We start from the raw sequence: 16,976 nt of genomic DNA, 5'->3' as shown, positions 1-16,976 counted from the left end.
AGGCAAGCTTTTTTGATTAGTATTATAAATCTAGTGAAAAACAATGATCATTCTTTTTTAAAAAGCAACTTAACGGATAAGGAAGGTATTTAAGAATGAAAATAGCCGTTGTAACAGACAGTACTGCTTATATACCACAAGAACTACGTAATAAACATCATATTCATATGATCCCTCTGAATGTCATCTTTGGTACTGAATCATACCGTGAAGAAGTAGAAATGGATTGGAAGACATATTATGAAGAAGTCAAGAAACATAAAGATCTTCCAACAACCTCTCAGCCTGCTTTCGGTGAACTTATAGAATTATATGAAAAACTTAGTGAAACATATGATGCTGTGATTAGTATACATCTGTCAAGCGGAATTAGTGGAACATACAATAGTGCGGCCTCAGCGAATGAACTAGTTGACGGGATCGACATTTATCCGTTTGATACAGAGACTAGCTGTATGGCGCAAGGTTTTTATGTGTTAGAAGCTGCTGAAAAAATCCAAGGTGGTGCTTCTCCAGAAGAAGTGATTTCCCATCTCAATTATCTGAAAGAAAATCAAAGAGCTTATTTTATGGTAGACGATTTAACTCATTTACAACGAGGCGGCAGATTAAACGGTGCACAGGCTTTTATTGGAAGCCTCTTAAAGGTAAAGCCTATCTTACATTTTGACAACAAGCTAATTGTTCCTTTTGAGAAGATTCGTACACGCAAAAAAGCCATTTCACGTATTTTTGAATTATTTGATGAAGATGCATCACGTGGTGTTCCAATGAGAGCAACTCTGATACATGGTAATAGAGAAGAAGAAGCAGATGAATTAATTGCGCACTTATTAGAAAAGTATCCTCATGTTGAATTTTATAAAAGCTACTTTGGTGCTGTGATTGGCACTCATCTAGGCGAAGGCTCTTTAGCACTTGGCTGGATCATCAGGTAGATATCAAAATCCCCTTTTCTCATGGAAAAGGGGATTTGTTTTTCTATTTTTACAATTAGACGAAAGGCCTTCTCTTTGTACATAATGGGTCAACATGAATGGAAAGGTAGTGCGTGAAATTGAATCTGGAAAAAGCAATGGAACTCAGTCACAAGCTACAATCAAGGCACCTTCTTCCTGTTGAATGTCAATGTACACAGTCCGAATTGGAGTGGCTGGAGAATCAAGGATTTATCCATAGAACACCTGCTGTCGATAGGGTGGCGAGTGGTTTGATCTGCTGCCGGTGCGGTGTATCAAACAAGCGCTACTTTGCCCTATCTCCGTGTGAAACATGTAAAAAAGACTGTTTATACTGTAGATCCTGCATCATGCTGGGAAAAGTAAGTGAATGTGGCTTTCTCTATGAATGGACGGGTCCACAAAAGAAAGAAACAAGACAAGTTGAATTAACATGGCAGGGAGAGCTTTCTAAAGGACAAAAGAGAGCGTCCGATAGGCTAGTAGAAGCAATCCAAAACAAATTTGATCTGCTCGTTTGGGCTGTTTGTGGTGCGGGGAAAACGGAGGTGCTTTTTCATGGAATAAAATATGCGTTAAATAACGGAATGAGTGTTTGTATTGCGACGCCTAGAACCGATGTTGTACTGGAGCTTGAACCTCGAATGAGAAAGGCATTTCAAGGACTGAATATAGCTGCACTTTATGGCGGGAGTTCTCAAAGATTTCAAATGGCACCGCTTATGATCGCTACAACCCATCAGCTAATGAGATATAAAAACGCCTTTGATGTCCTCATTGTAGACGAAGTCGATGCTTTTCCTTATTCAATGGATGAACGGCTTCAGTTTGCTGTTTTAAAATCAATGAAAAAAACAGGAGTTAGAATTTACTTAAGTGCCACACCATCTAAAAAAATGCAAAAGGATGTTGCTCGTAGACAATTAGAAGCGATCAAAATTCCTCTGCGCTTCCACCAAAACCCGTTGCCTGTCCCAACATTTCAATGGGTTGGAGATTGGAAAAAGAAATTAAAAAGAAATCGGCTTCCAGCATCTACAATGAACTGGTTGCATGAACATATCACAAAGAAAAAAAGAGTGTTACTCTTTGTTCCTTCTATTTCTACTATGAAGAAGGTAACTCATATTCTTCAAGTTCAAGATGTAAATGTACAGGGTGTTTCTGCGGATGATCAAGAAAGGAAGCAAAAAGTCCAGCATTTCAGAGATCATAGATACGATGTATTGGTTACAACAACTATTCTAGAAAGAGGCGTTACTATTCAAGATGTTCAAGTGGGCGTATTAGGTGCGGAATCTCCTATTTTTACAGAAAGTGCACTTGTCCAAATTTCTGGTAGAGCAGGGAGACATCCAGATTTTTTTAACGGAGACGTGTACTTTTTTCATTTTGGTTTAACGAGAAGTATGAAACAAGCAAAGAAACATATCGTAAAAATGAATAATACAGCTGAAGAAGAGTTTTCTGAAAAATAGTGTGGGTTCAACTAAATCATGGTACATTATATTCACAAAACACAAATGGCAGGAGAGACAAAATATGCTACTCAACGCAAAAGAAATACTACTTAAAGAAATTCTCTATCAATATCTCAACCAATTAAACATGATTTGTCATTGTGAAAAATGTATAGAAGATGTATTAGCCATTTCTCTAAATCAAGTGAAACCGCAATATATAACAGATATCGATAAAATATCCTACAGTAAATCCGAGATGGTGGATAAACAGAAAAATACGGCGATGCTCGTCATTCTGACAGAAGCTGCTTCAACGGTCACTACATATCCAAGGTGCGAAAATCATTTGCCGTTGAACAAAGAAAATCGTTGATTTGTCCAATTTGTGAGAGTCATTTTGTGGCTGCTTTTACATGGAAATCATTCCTACTATTAAATGAAGGTCGATTATGTGTAGCATGTAAGAACCACCTGATGAAGATTCAAGGTCCTACTTGTCCCAAATGCGGAAGAGCGCAATCAAATGATCAATTGTGTCAGGATTGTTCAAGGTGGAATAAACGACGGGATTTTGCTGAGATTCTTGTAATGAATCGGTCTGTTTATGCTTACAACGACTTTATGAAAGATATTCTAGCTCGATTTAAATTTCGAGGTGATACGGCTTTAGCTGATCTATTTAAAAAAGATGTACAGTCAGCGTTTAAACGTTCTTTTTCAATCAAAGAACCGGTCCTTGTCCCAATTCCTTTGAGTAAAGAGAGATTAAAGGAAAGAGGATTCAATCAGTCAATGATGCTTGCTTCCATGATTGGCGGATCTATATTGGAACCACTTATAAAAGTACATCAAAGTAAGCAGTCTAAGAAAAGAAAAAATGAACGTTTACATCAACAGAATTTGTTCCAATTAAGGCAGTCAATCCCGATCGTTCTAAAGGATGTCATATTAATCGATGATATTTATACAACTGGGGCGACAGTCTATCATGCAGCAAAAATTTTAAAAGACGCAGGCGCCAAAAGTGTTTCCTCTTTTACGTTGATTCGTAGTTAAAAATCATGACAATCAACCGATATTAAGAAAAGAAAATAACGTAAGGGGTTTTGGTTATGAATCAATTGGCAAACTGTCCACAATGTAATCAGTTATTTTTAAAAACCACCATCCAAACGGTTTGTAACAAATGCTTTGAAGAAGAAGAACGTTCTTTTGATATCGTTTATAAATTCTTGCGTAAGCAAAGTAATAGACAATCAACCATTGCTGAAATAGTAGACGCAACAGAAGTTGATGAAGAATTAATCCTGAAATTTATCCGTTTAAAAAGACTTCAAATTAGTCAATTTCCGAATATCAATTATCCTTGTGAAAGATGCGGCCAACCGATCAGAAAAAACAAGCTGTGTAGCCATTGTGAAAAGGATATAAAGACGCAAATCAGCCAAATGGACCAAGAAGAAGAGCGTAAAAGGGAGATTGAATCTAGGAAAAAAGACACCTATTATGCCATTAATCCTAAAAACGACTGATTCCCTAAACTAAGTTGCAGTTTGGTCGATAAAATGGATAGAATCAAGACAGACTGTAACGGAAAGCGAGAGGAATCCCGTGAAAATTAATCGATATGGAACACAACCAGTAAATCCTTACAAGAAAACATATGAGAAACAAACGTTGCAATCGAATCAAGCAAAATCAACTGACAAAGTCGAAATTTCTAAAAAGGCAATCGAAATGCAAAAGGTGCCGAATATCATGAAAGAACGTCAAGATAAAATAGACCAAATTAAAAAAAGCATTGAAGCCGGAACATATCAAGTAGATACAAAAGGCATTGCAGATAAAATGTTGAATTTTTATAAACAACAATAACAAAAGGGAGTAGCGTGAATGTCAGTAAAAATAATGATTGAAGAACTGCACCGTCTCTACGGATTACATGAACAGCTTCTAAAGCTGTCTAAGAATAAAACAGAAATGCTGAAAAATAATGAGATCGATGCTCTTTCAGAGGTTCTGAACCTTGAGCAAAAATATATTCAGGCCATTTCACAATTAGAAGAAAAGCGGATTGAAGCAGCAGTTCAATTTTTACAAAGTGATCAATCGCCGACAATCACCGCATGCATCGAAAAAGCTACAGGAACGGATCAAGAAGAGCTTATTTCGTTATATGAGAAGCTGAATGACATCATGGTGGAACTGAAAGATGTAAACGAACTGAACAAACAGCTTATTCAGCAGTCACTTCAATTTATTTCACTGACATTCGATCTTGTGAATCCTAACAAAGAAAATATGAATTACGGACAAAATGGTCTTGAGAGTTCAAAGCCTAAACAGCATAGGGCTTTGTTTGATTCAAAGGCGTAAAAAAGGAGGATATCTATGGGTTCTACATTCATGGGACTAGAAACGGCAAAAAGAGGAATCACAGCCCAGCGTGCAGGGCTTTATGTCACATCAAACAACGTATCCAATGCAAATACTGATGGCTACTCAAGACAGAGAGTTACCTTTAAAGCAGAGAATCCTTACCCAGTGATTTCTGTTTATGATGGCAAGACATACGGCCAAATGGGGACAGGTGTCCAAGTTGGAACTGTTGAAAGAATTCGAGACAGCTTTTTAGATCTTCAGTATAGAGATCATAACAATAACTTGTCTTATTATGCGACGAAGTCTGATGCTCTTTCACAAATGGAAGGAGTGATGAATGATTTGACAGATGAAGGCTTGAATAGAGCCTTTGATAATCTCTGGAAATCATTACAAGTCTTATCGGAATCGAAAAATGCTGATACTGCTTCAGCCCGTACAGTTGTTAAGACAAGTGCTCAAGCTTTAGTAGATCAATTCCGCCTGCTAAATTCTTCTTTAACAACGATACAAAAGAATTTAAAAACTGAACTCGATTCAACGGCAAAAAATGTGAACACCCTATTAACTCAAATTGATGAAGTGAATAAACAGATTGCAACAGTTGAGCCAAATGGTTATCTTCCCAATGATCTTTATGATACGCGAGACGCTCTCATAGATCAGCTTTCCTCACTTGTTGATATTAAAGTGAGCTACAACCCTTCTGGAGGAAATGCTCTGGAAATTGCTGAAGGAACCGTTAACATCGATATTATCGGTGCAAATGGACAATCTGCTGGAACAATTTTAAATGGCATTACCAATGAAAAATCTGAATTGCAACTTTCCTATGATAATACGACGGGACTTGTTAACTCACTCCAATTTGGAACGACAACCATCGCAGCTGATCAATTACAAGTGAATGGTAAAGTAAAAGCACTTGTTGAGGCGTATGGCTACATGTCTAATGGAGATGAAAAAGGCATGTACCCGGATATGCTTGCTGAGCTGGATGAAGTAGCAAAAGTATTTATGGATGCTTTTAACGACGTCCATAAGCAAGGATACACGTTAAATGGCACAAGTGGACAAGACTTTTTCGATATTGAGAATAACAATGATTTGAATAAAGGCTTGGCAGCCCGTATCAAAGTGAGTGACGTGATTTTAGCATCGACAGATAACATTGCTGCATCTCTTAATCAAACGCAAGGTGATGGTTCGAATGCTACGAAATTAGCTAATATTCAAAACTTAAAGCTACCAATCGGCGGAAATACCACAACAATTCAGGATTACTATCAGAATGTCATTGCCGAAATGGGGATACAAGCTAAAAAGAACATGACCCTTGAAAGCAGTTCAGCAGCTCTTGTGAATTCAGCCAATGAACGCAGGATGTCAACTAGTGCTGTATCTATTGATGAAGAAATGACGAACATGATCCAATTCCAGCATGCTTATAATGCAGCAGCAAGAATTATGACGATGCAAGACGAAGTATTAGATAAAATAATAAACGGCATGGGAGTCGTAGGAAGGTAGGGTAACTGATGCGAGTCACGCAAAGTATGATTTCTCAAAATTCACTTCGAAATATTAGTAAAAGTTATGAAAAACTCTCTAAAATTAATGAGCAGGCACAGTCTGGAAAACGTTTCACAAAAACGTCTGATGATCCTGTTGCAGCAGTGAAAAGTCTTCAATATAGTACAGCCATGTTTCGAAATGAGCAATACCAAACTAATTTAAATGAGGCACGAAACTGGATTGATACATCTGAAACAAGTGTCACTGAAATAATTGATATCATGTCAAATATACGAGATAAAGTACTCGATGCGGCCAATGGAACAAAACAGCCAGAAGATTTAGCTGCTATCGGAGTGGAAATTGGTCAGATGAAGAATCAAATCATTGATGCAATGAACACGCAGATGTTAGGTAAGTTTGTTTTTAATGGGACGAATACAAATGTTAAACCAGTTGTAGAGAATGCAGATGGTACGTTTACATTTAACTTTGAAAACTATACAGATGCAAACGTGGTTCAGTCGAACATTTCTGATGGAATCACATTAAATGTGAATTCAAATCCTCTTTCAGCTTTTGGTGGACAATCTGCCAGTGGTCAAAATGTCATTGAAATGCTGACTGATTTAGAAAACTCATTAAAAAATGGAACGTTTACAAATTCAGATGATGCATTAGGAAATATCGATCAGTTTAAAGAAGTGATGAGTGCTGAGCGTTCAGATCTTGGGGCTAGATCCAATCGTATCGATTTAGTCGGGAGCCGTTTGACTTCGCAATTTGAAGTGCTGAAAAAGGCTAAATCAGATGCCGAAGATGTAGAAAGTGAAAAAGCCATTCTTGATCTTCTTCAACAAGAGACTGTGAATAGAGCTGCTTTAGCGACGACAGCTAAAGTGATTCAGCCATCCCTTGTCGATTTCTTAAGATAAGAAAAAGCATCCGTTGGGTGCTTTTTTGCATCATGGAGGTGAACCTATGCAAATCCCTAGATTGTTAATGGAGCAAACTTATGCAAAGCTGCAAATGTCGACAACCCCTTCCAAGCAAGAAGTAGAGCAGCCAAGAGCTGAGCTTGAGATTCAGCAGCCAAGAGCTGTCATGAATATCACAAGGACACCGTCGAAATTAACCATAGATCAAACCGAGGCATTTGCCGATATGGATATTAAGTCGATTTTTAGGCGTTCAGAGGAATGGGCTGCTGAGGGGAAACGTGCGATTGGAGAAGGAATGGGACGTAGAGCGGAAGAAGGAAGTGAACTCATCAAGATCGAGAATGGTGGGAATGCGATTGCTGAGTTTGCGAAAATCAACGGCAGTCCTCCAGCAAAACAATTCAACATCGGTGTGATTCCTTCATTTTTTAGTGTGAAAATTCACTATCAGCCATCTGAACTTAAAATTGATGTGGAGCCGCAAAAAGCTATTATAGAGGCAACACCTCATAAACCAATTGTTAACTACCAGCCAGGTAAAGTTCATATTGATATGTTACAATACCCAGAATTAAAAATAGAAGTTGACGAAACAGGTCGAAATGGTGATAAGGTATAGTTAAGAAAAATGAAAAAGGTCGTGAATTATGATCATTCAAACAAAATACCATGGCGAAGTGACGATTAAAGAGGAGCAAATCATTCACTTCTCTAATGGGATACCAGGATTTCTGGATCAAAAACAATTTGTCATTTTACCTTTATCAGAAGAATCCCCATTTTTAGTTCTTCAATCTTTGAAAAATGCAGAACTAGGCTTTATTGTCAGCAGCCCATTTTTGTTCTTCAATCAATATGAATTTGACTTAGAAGAATCGGTTGTAGACATTCTTGGGGTAGAAGATGCCAATGATGTGGAAGTCATGGTTATTTTAACAATGGGATCTTCTATTGAAAAAACGACAGCCAATTTAAGAGCGCCTATTATTGTGAATCGGAAAAACATGAAAGCCAAGCAGGTCATTTTGCATGATTCAGCCTATCATACAAAACATTTGCTAGAGGTGGCTTCCTCATGTTAGTTCTATCTCGTAAATTAAATCAATCGATTCAAATAGGCGACGATATTGAAGTTAAAATTATTGCGATTGAAGGCGACCAAGTAAAAGTCGGAATTGAGGCTCCTAAGCATATTGATATTCACAGGAAGGAAGTATACCTGTCTATTCAAGAAGAAAACAGCCGTGCTGCTAGCTTGTCCTTTGATCTACTTTCTCAATTATCCTCACAAAAAAAGTGAGGATTTTTTTATCCTATTTGTCTATCCTCCTCCGTGTGAAACCGTAGAAGTACACCATCTATATGAAACTTTAACAAATCGGTCCATCTATATTTAATTTAATAATTCAAAGCCGATATAAAAGATAGATTAAAGCACAGGAGCTGAATAACTATGTCTGTTGGTAAGTTGACTTCGCTAGAGCCACTGATTGATGCATTTCAAACCCGTGTTACGAATCATCAAAATGACAATGCAAACACTGATTTACAAGCAAATGGAAAAGTCGTTTCAAAAGAAGAAATTGAGAAAACGCTTCAAGGAGCAAATAAGCTGATTGAACCTACTCAATTTCATCTTCAATTTGAATTGCATGAAAAACTCAATGAATATTATGTCAAAGTCGTAGATAACCAAACCGAAGAAGTCATTAGAGAGATTCCTTCCAAAGAATGGCTTGATTTCTATGCGGCAATGACAGAGATTGTCGGTTTATTTGTCGATAAAAGAATGTAATTGAAGGGAGAACATAAATCATGGTTAATCGAATTACTGGATTTTCAAATGTATTTGATATTGATGAAATTGTCTCAAAGCTAATGAAAACTGAGCAGGCACCACTTGATAAAATGACACGACAGAAACAAACACTTGAATGGCAAAGAGACAGCTACCGCGAGGTCAATTCAAAGGTCAAAGAATTAGATGATCTCATTGCCAAACTAAATTTAACATTACCAAGTACTTATGGCGCAAAAAAGGTGACAAGCTCAAACGAATCTGCTGTCACAGCAACTGGCTCAACAAATGCTGCCTCTGGCTCAATTAATGTGACCCAACTAGCGACAGCATCCGTTTTCAAATCTTCTAGTCCATCTGGATTTACTGCTTCAAACGGTACGTTTACGTTTGAGGTGATGACACCAGATTCTACAACACCTAAAACAGTGACCATTAATACCACTGATACAGATACCCTTGATACAATCGTGACAAAATTGAACAGCTCTCAACTTGGTGTCACGGCTTATAAAGGCCAGATCTTTGATGGAACCAACTACGTAGATACGATCGCCCTGACTTCGCGTACGACTGGTGAAGGTGTCAGTATTAAGGCAGCGGATGGCAATTCCGCTTCATTTTTAACGCAATTAGGCTTCCAAGTGGATGGAGATAATAAATTAGTTGCGACTACTCAAGGGCAGAAAGCGCAATACGAAATTAATGGTCTCAAAATGGAAAATAACAATAATACCTTCACGCAGGCTGGTATCACATATGAGCTGAAAGGAACAACAGATAAGCCTGTCAGCTTGAACGTTTCAACAGATGTCGATGCCATCTTTGATAAAATTAAACAATTTGTTGATAAATACAACGAACTCGTTGAATTGGTCAATGGTAAAGTGAATGAAAAGCGAAATAGAGACTATCAACCATTAACGGCTGAAGAGAAAAAAGCCATGTCTGAAAAAGAAATTGAGTTATGGGAAACAACCGCTAAGTCTGGCTTACTGAGAAGTGATTCTATTTTACGAGCTGGTGCCTCTAAAATAAGAAGTGATTTTTATGCTGATATTACGACAAGTGATGGGAATAAAATTCACCTGACACAAATCGGTATTTCTACTTCATCCTCGTATAAAGATGGCGGGAAGCTTGAATTAATTAATATTAATGGAGTAGAGAAATTAAAAAAAGCCATTGAAGAAGACCCAGACAAGGTAAGGCAAATGTTTATCTCTGGTTCTTTAAATGTTGATTCTAAAGACAAAGACAAAGCACAGCAGCAATATAAAGAACAAGGAATCATCTATCGCGTCAAAAATTCCTTATCAGCCTTCACGAAGAGTATTCAAACAAAAGCTGGTAGTACATCAATGGAGCTAAAAGAATATGGACTTGGTAAGGATTTAGATTCTTTGACAAAACGAATGGATACATTCCAAGATCGTTTAAAAATGGTGGAAGCTCGTTACTACAAAAAGTTTAACGCCATGGATAGTGCGATTCAAAAGCTAAACAACCAATCTGGCTATCTTTCTCAACTGCTTGGACAATAATTGGAGGTTTATAACATATGGCAATTCAGAACCCTTATGCCGCCTATCAGAAAAATTCTATTGAGACCGCAACACCGGCCGAGTTAACGCTTATGCTTTATGAAGGATGCTTAAAGTTTATTAGACTAGCAAAGCATGGCATTCAAAAAGAAGATGCTGAAATGAGAAACTTGAACCTGAAAAAGGCTCAAAACATCATCCAAGAATTAAATGTCACCTTAAATCGTACGTATGATGTATCAAAGAGCATGGCAAGTATGTATGACTACATCTATCGAAGACTGATTGAAGCCAATCTGCAAAATGACGAAGAGATCCTGAATGAAGTAGAGCAATATGTGACTGATTTCCGAGATGCTTGGAAGGAAGTCATTCAAACCGATCGAAAAGGGCGTCACCACTCTATTGGGGGATCTCTATGAGTATTGTGGATCAACTGCACGACCAAACGTTAAAAATGGCAGCGGAAATAGAGGCCAACCCGCAAAGCGAAACACTCGTTGAAGACTTTGATGCTTTTTTAGTTGAGAGAGACGAACTAATGAGAGACATTCAACATGAGCTTTCCGTTCAAGAAAAAGAGAAAATCAAAGAAATCATTCAAACAGATCAACTGATGGCCAAGCAATTAACGGAGATTCAAAATGGGATCAAGGCAGATATTCAAGCCATTCAACGTAAGAAAACAAAACAGCTGAATTATCAAAATCCGTATCAGCCCATGACAAGTGACGGCGTATACTACGATAAACGGAAATAAATAGGTGAGACCTGTGGCGTATCGTTCAGATGACTATATTTTATTAACCACATATTATGACCTTCTATATACGATAGAAGAGAGTCTAAAATATTTAGATGAAATTGAGAAGGATTTCGCTAAAACAGAAGGGGATCGGATCTTTAATGATCTGATCCATGCCTTCTTTCATTTAGAGACAACACATCCGCTTCTGCTTTCGATTATTGAAAATGAGCACTTTGCCAAGACGATTCGATCGTTTGACCAAATTTTTTTAAGTTTCGATATACTAGCTTTCTATACATTCCCTTCAAATCACTTCCAGTCATTCCTTACATCATATTTTATACCTGAATATAGAAAGTGGATGGATGAAATACATGCCTGTATGAGGCCGTATGTCATTCATTAATTTTTGTTCAATTCAGACCATTCGGAGGAATTTATGAGACTAAAAAATCAATTTTTATTTGGGCTTATTGTCATATGTGTATTGTTTGTCAGTATTTTGGGGTTTTCTAGTTTTATTTATTACAAAACAGATCAATCGTATAAAGCACTTCTCACCAAAGAAGTAAAGCTGTACCAGACCTCGCTGGAATTAGAGGCACTGCTACAAAAGCAAGAAGCACAAATTAAAACGTATGTGGTTGTTCAAGATGCTGAAAATTTACAGAAGATTGAGCAAACATATGAAGAAATCAATAAGAAAACAGCTGAAGCATCAAAAATGAGCACCGTTAAACAAGCAAAAAATCTGTTAGATCAAATTTCCGAAAAAAATTATCTTTACTACACCTCAACAAATCGATTATTTAATTCATTGAATATGCAAAATCAAAAAGAATTCAACACCCGCCTCAGTCAAGAATTACAACCTATCGAACAAGAAATACATACCTTTACAAAAGAATTTGCTCAAACACAATTGAAACAGCGGGATCAAAAAATCAGTCAGCTCAATGAAGAAAGTAACCAATTATTGCTGACGCTTATTCTCGTTAGCGCAGCGATTATAGTCGGCTTTTTAGTCATTGGCACAAGGTTTGTTCATCGTATGACAAAACCGATTGTCTCTGTCACACATGCAGCAAGAAGAATGGCAGATGGTGACCTCACACTTGAAGAGATTGAAGTAACCTCTAAAAATGAAATTGGCCAGCTCGGTACGGCTTTTAACCAAATGACAGCTCATTTGCGTCAGCTCATCTTACAGGTGCAAAACGGGTCAAGGCAATTAGCTGATTCTGCTGCTCAATTTGAAGAAACCATCAGTCAAACCATTTCGGCTAGTGAACAGACGTCTAGCTCGATTGAACAGGTCAGTGAAGCTTCACGTGAACAATCGGATGCAGTAGGAAAAGTAGCTTCGGCGATTCAAGAAGTCTCGACTGGTATGCATAATGCGGCTGAACATACGTCTGATGTTTCGGGTCACTCAATTTCAGTGACTGAAAAGGCTGAAGAGGGCGCATCCCTCATTCAACAATTTGTGAAACAAATGAGTTCTATTAAGGAATCTGTGAATGAACATCATTCTACAATGGCCAATGTACAAGTACAGTTTACTGGCATTCAAGACCTGTTGGGGAATATTCATGCCATTGCAGATCAGACAAATTTACTTGCTTTAAACGCAGCCATTGAAGCAGCAAGGGCTGGGGAACATGGACGAGGTTTTGCGGTTGTTGCAGATGAAGTCAGAAAGCTGGCGGAAGAATCAAGTCAGCTGACTGATCAAATTAGTCAGCTACTCGCCAACGTGAACAAAGATACTGAAAGATCGTCTCAATCTATGACGAAAGTGGAACGAGATGTAGCAGAAGGTGTGAAAGTATCGCAATTGTCTGAACAGAGCTTTCAAGAAATTCTGGAATCCATCCGTGATATCTCGATGAAAGCAGAGGAGCTTTCTGCCACGACAGAGCAAATCTCAGCTAGTACAGAAGAAATTTCTCAAACAATTGGTGTGATAGAAGAAGGAGCCAAGCGAAATTCTGAGGAAACAGAGTACATGTCGGCGGCTGTTGAAGAATCACTAGCGGCGAATGAGGAAATGAAAGCAGCTGCGGAAGATTTAAAATCTTTGTCTCAATCACTGAAAACATCTATTTCATCTTTCAAGATTTAACAGCGCCATGGTCTTTTTCAAGAAACAATCGAATATATATTCATCACCTATCAAGTAAAAGCTGAAGCACCGCAGGATTCGACAAATTTCAATAAAAATTCACATTTTTTTTACGTTTGAGCAGGAGAAAAGGAGGGAAAAGTAGAAATAAGTTTACATATCCTTAATTTTAAAGGAGGCGTTCTTTACATGAATTACAATGTCCGAGGAGAAAACATCGAAGTAACACCTGCACTAAGAGATCATGTCGAGAAAAAAATTGGAAAGTTGGAGCGTTATTTTGAGTCAGATGTTGATGCTTCAGTCAACGTGAACTTGAAATTTTACAACGATCAAGAATCTAAAGTTGAGGTTACCATTCCAATGACTGATCTAGCACTTCGAGCAGAGGTGCATAATGAGGATATGTACAATGCAGTAGACCTAGCAACCAGTAAATTAGAACGTCAAATTAGAAAACATAAAACGAAAGTGAACCGTAAATTCCGTGAGCAAGGTGCGAAAAAGCATTTATTTGCTGGAGGAAACGGTGCGTCCGAAGTAGCAGTTCAAGATGACGAAGAGATTGATGAAACAGAAATCGTCAGACAAAAACGCTTCAATTTAAAACCAATGGATAGCGAAGAGGCCATTCTCCAAATGAACATGTTAGGTCACAGTTTCTTTGTCTTCACAAATGCTGAGACAAATTTGACCAATGTGGTATACCGCCGAAATGACGGTAAATATGGACTCATTGAGCCGAACGCTTAATCATTCGTTCCTTTTGATCCGAAAATGACCTAAAAAAAGTAAACCCGCTCCCTTCATTAGGGGCGGGTTTTTTGTGCTAAATCATTGCAAATTCTTTGGAAATCAAGGAAGGTATGGTATGATAAATGCAGGTAAATATGGACCTGTCAAACTTTTGGACATGCCGAAAAATTGCATGAAATAGAGGAGCGTTATTATATGCTTGGAATCTTAAACAAAGTGTTTGATCCTACGAAACGTACGATCAGCCGATATGAAAAAAAGGCAAATGAAATCGAAGCTCTCGCTCAAGATTTTGAGAAATTATCTGACGAGGCTTTACGAAATAAAACGATCGAATTTAAAGAAAAACTTGAAAAAGGACAATCTGTAGACGACCTTTTGGTTGAAGCATTTGCAACGGTTCGTGAGGCTTCCCGCCGCGTGACAGGAATGTTCCCATTTAAGGTGCAGCTCATGGGGGGGATCGCCCTACATGAAGGGAATATCTCTGAGATGAAAACAGGTGAAGGTAAAACGTTGACATCAACGATGCCTGTTTATTTGAATGCTCTTTCTGGAAAAGGCGTCCACATTGTGACAGTCAACGAATATTTGGCAAGTCGTGATGCAGAGGAAATGGGCAAGATTTTTGAATTTCTTGGCTTAACGGTTGGCTTAAACTTAAACAGCTTAGACAAAGATGAAAAAAGAGAAGCGTACGCTGCTGATATCACGTATTCAACAAACAATGAGCTTGGCTTTGATTATTTACGAGATAACATGGTGCTGTACAAAGAGCAAATGGTTCAAAGACCACTTCATTATGCCGTCATCGATGAAGTTGACTCCATCTTAATTGATGAAGCGAGAACACCTCTTATTATTTCTGGACAAGCTGCAAAATCGACGAAACTTTACGTACAAGCAAATGCCTTTGTTCGTACGTTAAAAATAGAAGACGATTTCACTTATGATATTAAAACAAAAAGTGTACAGCTGACTGAAAGCGGAATGACGAAGGCGGAAAAAGCATTTGGCATCGAGAACTTGTTTGATGTCAAACATGTCGCTCTTAACCACCATATCGCGCAGGCTCTTAAGGCGCATGTTGCGATGCAAAAAGACGTTGATTATGTTGTGGAAGATGGTCAAGTCGTCATCGTTGACTCCTTCACAGGACGTTTAATGAAAGGACGTCGCTATAGTGAAGGTCTGCACCAAGCCATTGAAGCAAAAGAAGGTCTTGAAGTGCAGAATGAAAGCATGACACTTGCAACCATTACGTTCCAGAACTACTTCCGTATGTATGAAAAGCTATCTGGTATGACAGGTACAGCGAAAACGGAAGAAGAGGAATTCCGTAACATTTACAATATGCAGGTTGTCACAATCCCAACCAATAAACCGGTTGTGCGTGATGACAGACCTGATTTAATTTACCGTACAATGGATGGCAAATTTAAAGCAGTAGCTGAAGACGTCGCACAGCGTTATATGACAGGACAGCCGGTTCTTGTCGGAACTGTTGCGGTTGAGACATCTGAATTGATTTCAAAACTGCTTAAAAATAAAGGCATCCCTCATCAAGTGTTAAACGCAAAAAACCATGAGCGTGAAGCACAAATTATTGAGGAAGCTGGACAAAAAGGTGCCGTTACAATTGCGACAAACATGGCGGGACGTGGAACAGACATCAAGCTTGGCGAAGGTGTGAAAGAACTAGGCGGTCTTGCTGTTATTGGGACAGAGCGTCATGAATCACGCCGTATTGATAATCAGCTTCGTGGGCGTTCTGGTCGTCAAGGAGACCCAGGGATTACTCAATTCTATCTCTCAATGGAAGATGAATTGATGCGCCGATTTGGTGCAGAGCGGACAATGGCGATGCTTGATCGCTTCGGTATGGATGACTCTACTCCAATTCAAAGTAAAATGGTCTCAAAAGCTGTTGAATCTTCTCAAAAACGTGTTGAGGGGAATAACTTTGATTCCCGTAAGCAGCTTCTGCAATATGATGATGTTCTTCGTCAACAGCGTGAAGTCATTTACAAACAGCGTTTTGAAGTCATCGATTCTGATAACTTGAAATCGATTGTGATCAATATGATTCAATCGTCTATTGAGCGGGCTGTTGGATCTTACACGCCGAAAGAAGAACTTCCAGAAGAATGGAAACTAGATGGTCTTGTTGAATTAATCAACACGAACTATTTAGATGAAGGTGCCATTTCGGTCAAAGATATCTTCGGTAAAGAAGCAGATGAGATTACCGAATTCATCATGGAGCGGATTAAAGAGAAATATGATGCAAAAGAAGAGACATTTGGCGATGAACAAATGCGTGAATTTGAAAAAGTCATCGTTCTTCGTGCAGTAGATTCGAAGTGGATGGATCATATCGATGCAATGGATCAGCTGCGTCAAGGAATCCATTTACGTGCATATGCACAAACCAATCCGCTTCGAGAGTATCAAATGGAAGGATTTGCGATGTTTGAGCATATGGTCGCTTCAATTGAAGATGACGTCGCTAAATATGTGCTGAAATCAGAAATCCAAAACAACCTAGAACGTGAAGAAGTCGTTCAAGGACAAACAACTGCTCATCAGCCTCAAGAAGGCGATGAGGAGAAAACAGTGAAGAAAAAGCCGGTGCGTAAAGTGGTGGATATCGGAAGAAACTCACCATGTCACTGCGGAAGCGGCAAGAAATATAAAAATTGTCATGGGAAGACAGAATAAGTAATGGAAAGAGGTGAAAACCTC

General features: G+C 38.4%; 20 protein-coding genes and 1 pseudogene. All 21 read left to right on the top strand.

Features of this window, described 5'->3' with window-relative positions:
- Nucleotides 1-95: 95 nt before the first annotated feature.
- Complete coding sequence (locus LCD32_RS15960; RefSeq protein ID WP_060781478.1) at nucleotides 96-938, top strand: DegV family protein; 843 nt, start codon at nucleotides 96-98, stop codon at nucleotides 936-938.
- Between the two features lie 119 nt (nucleotides 939-1,057).
- On the top strand, nucleotides 1,058-2,437 hold the full coding sequence (locus tag LCD32_RS15955) for a DEAD/DEAH box helicase (protein ID WP_164072395.1): 1,380 nt from the start codon (nucleotides 1,058-1,060) through the stop codon (nucleotides 2,435-2,437).
- Between the two features lie 64 nt (nucleotides 2,438-2,501).
- Nucleotides 2,502-2,795 (top strand): late competence development ComFB family protein, encoded by a 294-nt coding sequence (locus tag LCD32_RS15950; protein ID WP_035701582.1) that lies wholly within the window; start codon nucleotides 2,502-2,504, stop codon nucleotides 2,793-2,795.
- A pseudogene (locus LCD32_RS15945) lies at nucleotides 2,756-2,959 on the top strand (hypothetical protein); the annotation flags it as partial. The gene LCD32_RS15950 and the pseudogene LCD32_RS15945, both read left to right, overlap by 40 nt.
- Nucleotides 2,960-3,010: 51 nt before the next feature.
- The gene (locus tag LCD32_RS15940) at nucleotides 3,011-3,478 is read left to right on the top strand and encodes a ComF family protein (protein WP_060781657.1); all 468 of its coding nucleotides are present in this window, start codon (nucleotides 3,011-3,013) and stop codon (nucleotides 3,476-3,478) included.
- A gap of 56 nt (nucleotides 3,479-3,534) precedes the next feature.
- Nucleotides 3,535-3,954 (top strand): TIGR03826 family flagellar region protein, encoded by a 420-nt coding sequence (locus tag LCD32_RS15935; RefSeq protein ID WP_017357864.1) that lies wholly within the window; start codon nucleotides 3,535-3,537, stop codon nucleotides 3,952-3,954.
- Nucleotides 3,955-4,033: 79 nt separating this feature from the next.
- Complete coding sequence (gene flgM / locus LCD32_RS15930; RefSeq protein ID WP_003213252.1) at nucleotides 4,034-4,297, top strand: flagellar biosynthesis anti-sigma factor FlgM; 264 nt, start codon at nucleotides 4,034-4,036, stop codon at nucleotides 4,295-4,297.
- 18 nt (nucleotides 4,298-4,315) lie between these two features.
- Complete coding sequence (locus LCD32_RS15925; protein WP_007499977.1) at nucleotides 4,316-4,798, top strand: flagellar protein FlgN; 483 nt, start codon at nucleotides 4,316-4,318, stop codon at nucleotides 4,796-4,798.
- A 15-nt stretch (nucleotides 4,799-4,813) separates the two neighbouring features.
- Nucleotides 4,814-6,334, top strand: coding sequence for a flagellar hook-associated protein FlgK (gene flgK / locus LCD32_RS15920; RefSeq protein WP_058336981.1), 1,521 nt, complete (start codon nucleotides 4,814-4,816; stop codon nucleotides 6,332-6,334).
- 8 nt (nucleotides 6,335-6,342) lie between these two features.
- Entirely contained in the window at nucleotides 6,343-7,254 is a 912-nt protein-coding gene (gene flgL / locus LCD32_RS15915) for a flagellar hook-associated protein FlgL (protein WP_008348257.1), read from the top strand.
- Between the two features lie 46 nt (nucleotides 7,255-7,300).
- Nucleotides 7,301-7,879, top strand: coding sequence for a DUF6470 family protein (locus tag LCD32_RS15910; RefSeq protein ID WP_060781476.1), 579 nt, complete (start codon nucleotides 7,301-7,303; stop codon nucleotides 7,877-7,879).
- Nucleotides 7,880-7,907: 28 nt separating this feature from the next.
- Entirely contained in the window at nucleotides 7,908-8,342 is a 435-nt protein-coding gene (gene fliW / locus LCD32_RS15905) for a flagellar assembly protein FliW (protein ID WP_025208061.1), read from the top strand.
- On the top strand, nucleotides 8,336-8,560 hold the full coding sequence (csrA, locus tag LCD32_RS15900; protein ID WP_008348252.1) for a carbon storage regulator CsrA: 225 nt from the start codon (nucleotides 8,336-8,338) through the stop codon (nucleotides 8,558-8,560). The genes fliW and csrA overlap by 7 nt, the downstream gene beginning before the upstream one ends.
- 153 nt (nucleotides 8,561-8,713) lie before the next feature.
- A complete protein-coding gene (flaG, locus tag LCD32_RS15895) occupies nucleotides 8,714-9,055 on the top strand; it encodes a flagellar protein FlaG (protein ID WP_007499987.1) in 342 nt (113 codons plus the stop codon).
- 20 nt (nucleotides 9,056-9,075) lie between these two features.
- Nucleotides 9,076-10,602, top strand: a complete 1,527-nt coding sequence (locus tag LCD32_RS15890; protein ID WP_060781475.1) for a flagellar hook-associated protein 2 — start codon at nucleotides 9,076-9,078, stop codon at nucleotides 10,600-10,602.
- Nucleotides 10,603-10,619: 17 nt separating this feature from the next.
- Nucleotides 10,620-11,024 (top strand): flagellar export chaperone FliS, encoded by a 405-nt coding sequence (fliS, locus tag LCD32_RS15885; protein WP_008348247.1) that lies wholly within the window; start codon nucleotides 10,620-10,622, stop codon nucleotides 11,022-11,024.
- Nucleotides 11,021-11,362, top strand: a complete 342-nt coding sequence (locus LCD32_RS15880; protein WP_008348246.1) for a flagellar protein FliT — start codon at nucleotides 11,021-11,023, stop codon at nucleotides 11,360-11,362. The genes fliS and LCD32_RS15880 overlap by 4 nt, the downstream gene beginning before the upstream one ends.
- A gap of 13 nt (nucleotides 11,363-11,375) precedes the next feature.
- Entirely contained in the window at nucleotides 11,376-11,756 is a 381-nt protein-coding gene (locus tag LCD32_RS15875; protein ID WP_008348244.1) for a hypothetical protein, read from the top strand.
- A 33-nt stretch (nucleotides 11,757-11,789) separates the two neighbouring features.
- Complete coding sequence (locus LCD32_RS15870) at nucleotides 11,790-13,475, top strand: methyl-accepting chemotaxis protein (RefSeq protein WP_100324727.1); 1,686 nt, start codon at nucleotides 11,790-11,792, stop codon at nucleotides 13,473-13,475.
- Between the two features lie 189 nt (nucleotides 13,476-13,664).
- Nucleotides 13,665-14,228, top strand: a complete 564-nt coding sequence (gene hpf / locus LCD32_RS15865; RefSeq protein ID WP_007499992.1) for a ribosome hibernation-promoting factor, HPF/YfiA family — start codon at nucleotides 13,665-13,667, stop codon at nucleotides 14,226-14,228.
- 198 nt (nucleotides 14,229-14,426) lie between these two features.
- Nucleotides 14,427-16,952, top strand: a complete 2,526-nt coding sequence (secA, locus tag LCD32_RS15860) for a preprotein translocase subunit SecA (RefSeq protein ID WP_035701569.1) — start codon at nucleotides 14,427-14,429, stop codon at nucleotides 16,950-16,952.
- Nucleotides 16,953-16,976: the final 24 nt, after the last annotated feature.

The sequence above is a fragment of the Bacillus sp. RSS_NA_20 genome (assembly GCF_020165915.1).
Classification (GTDB): domain Bacteria; phylum Bacillota; class Bacilli; order Bacillales; family Bacillaceae; genus Bacillus; species Bacillus altitudinis.
This window is presented reverse-complemented; position numbering and strand designations above follow the sequence as displayed.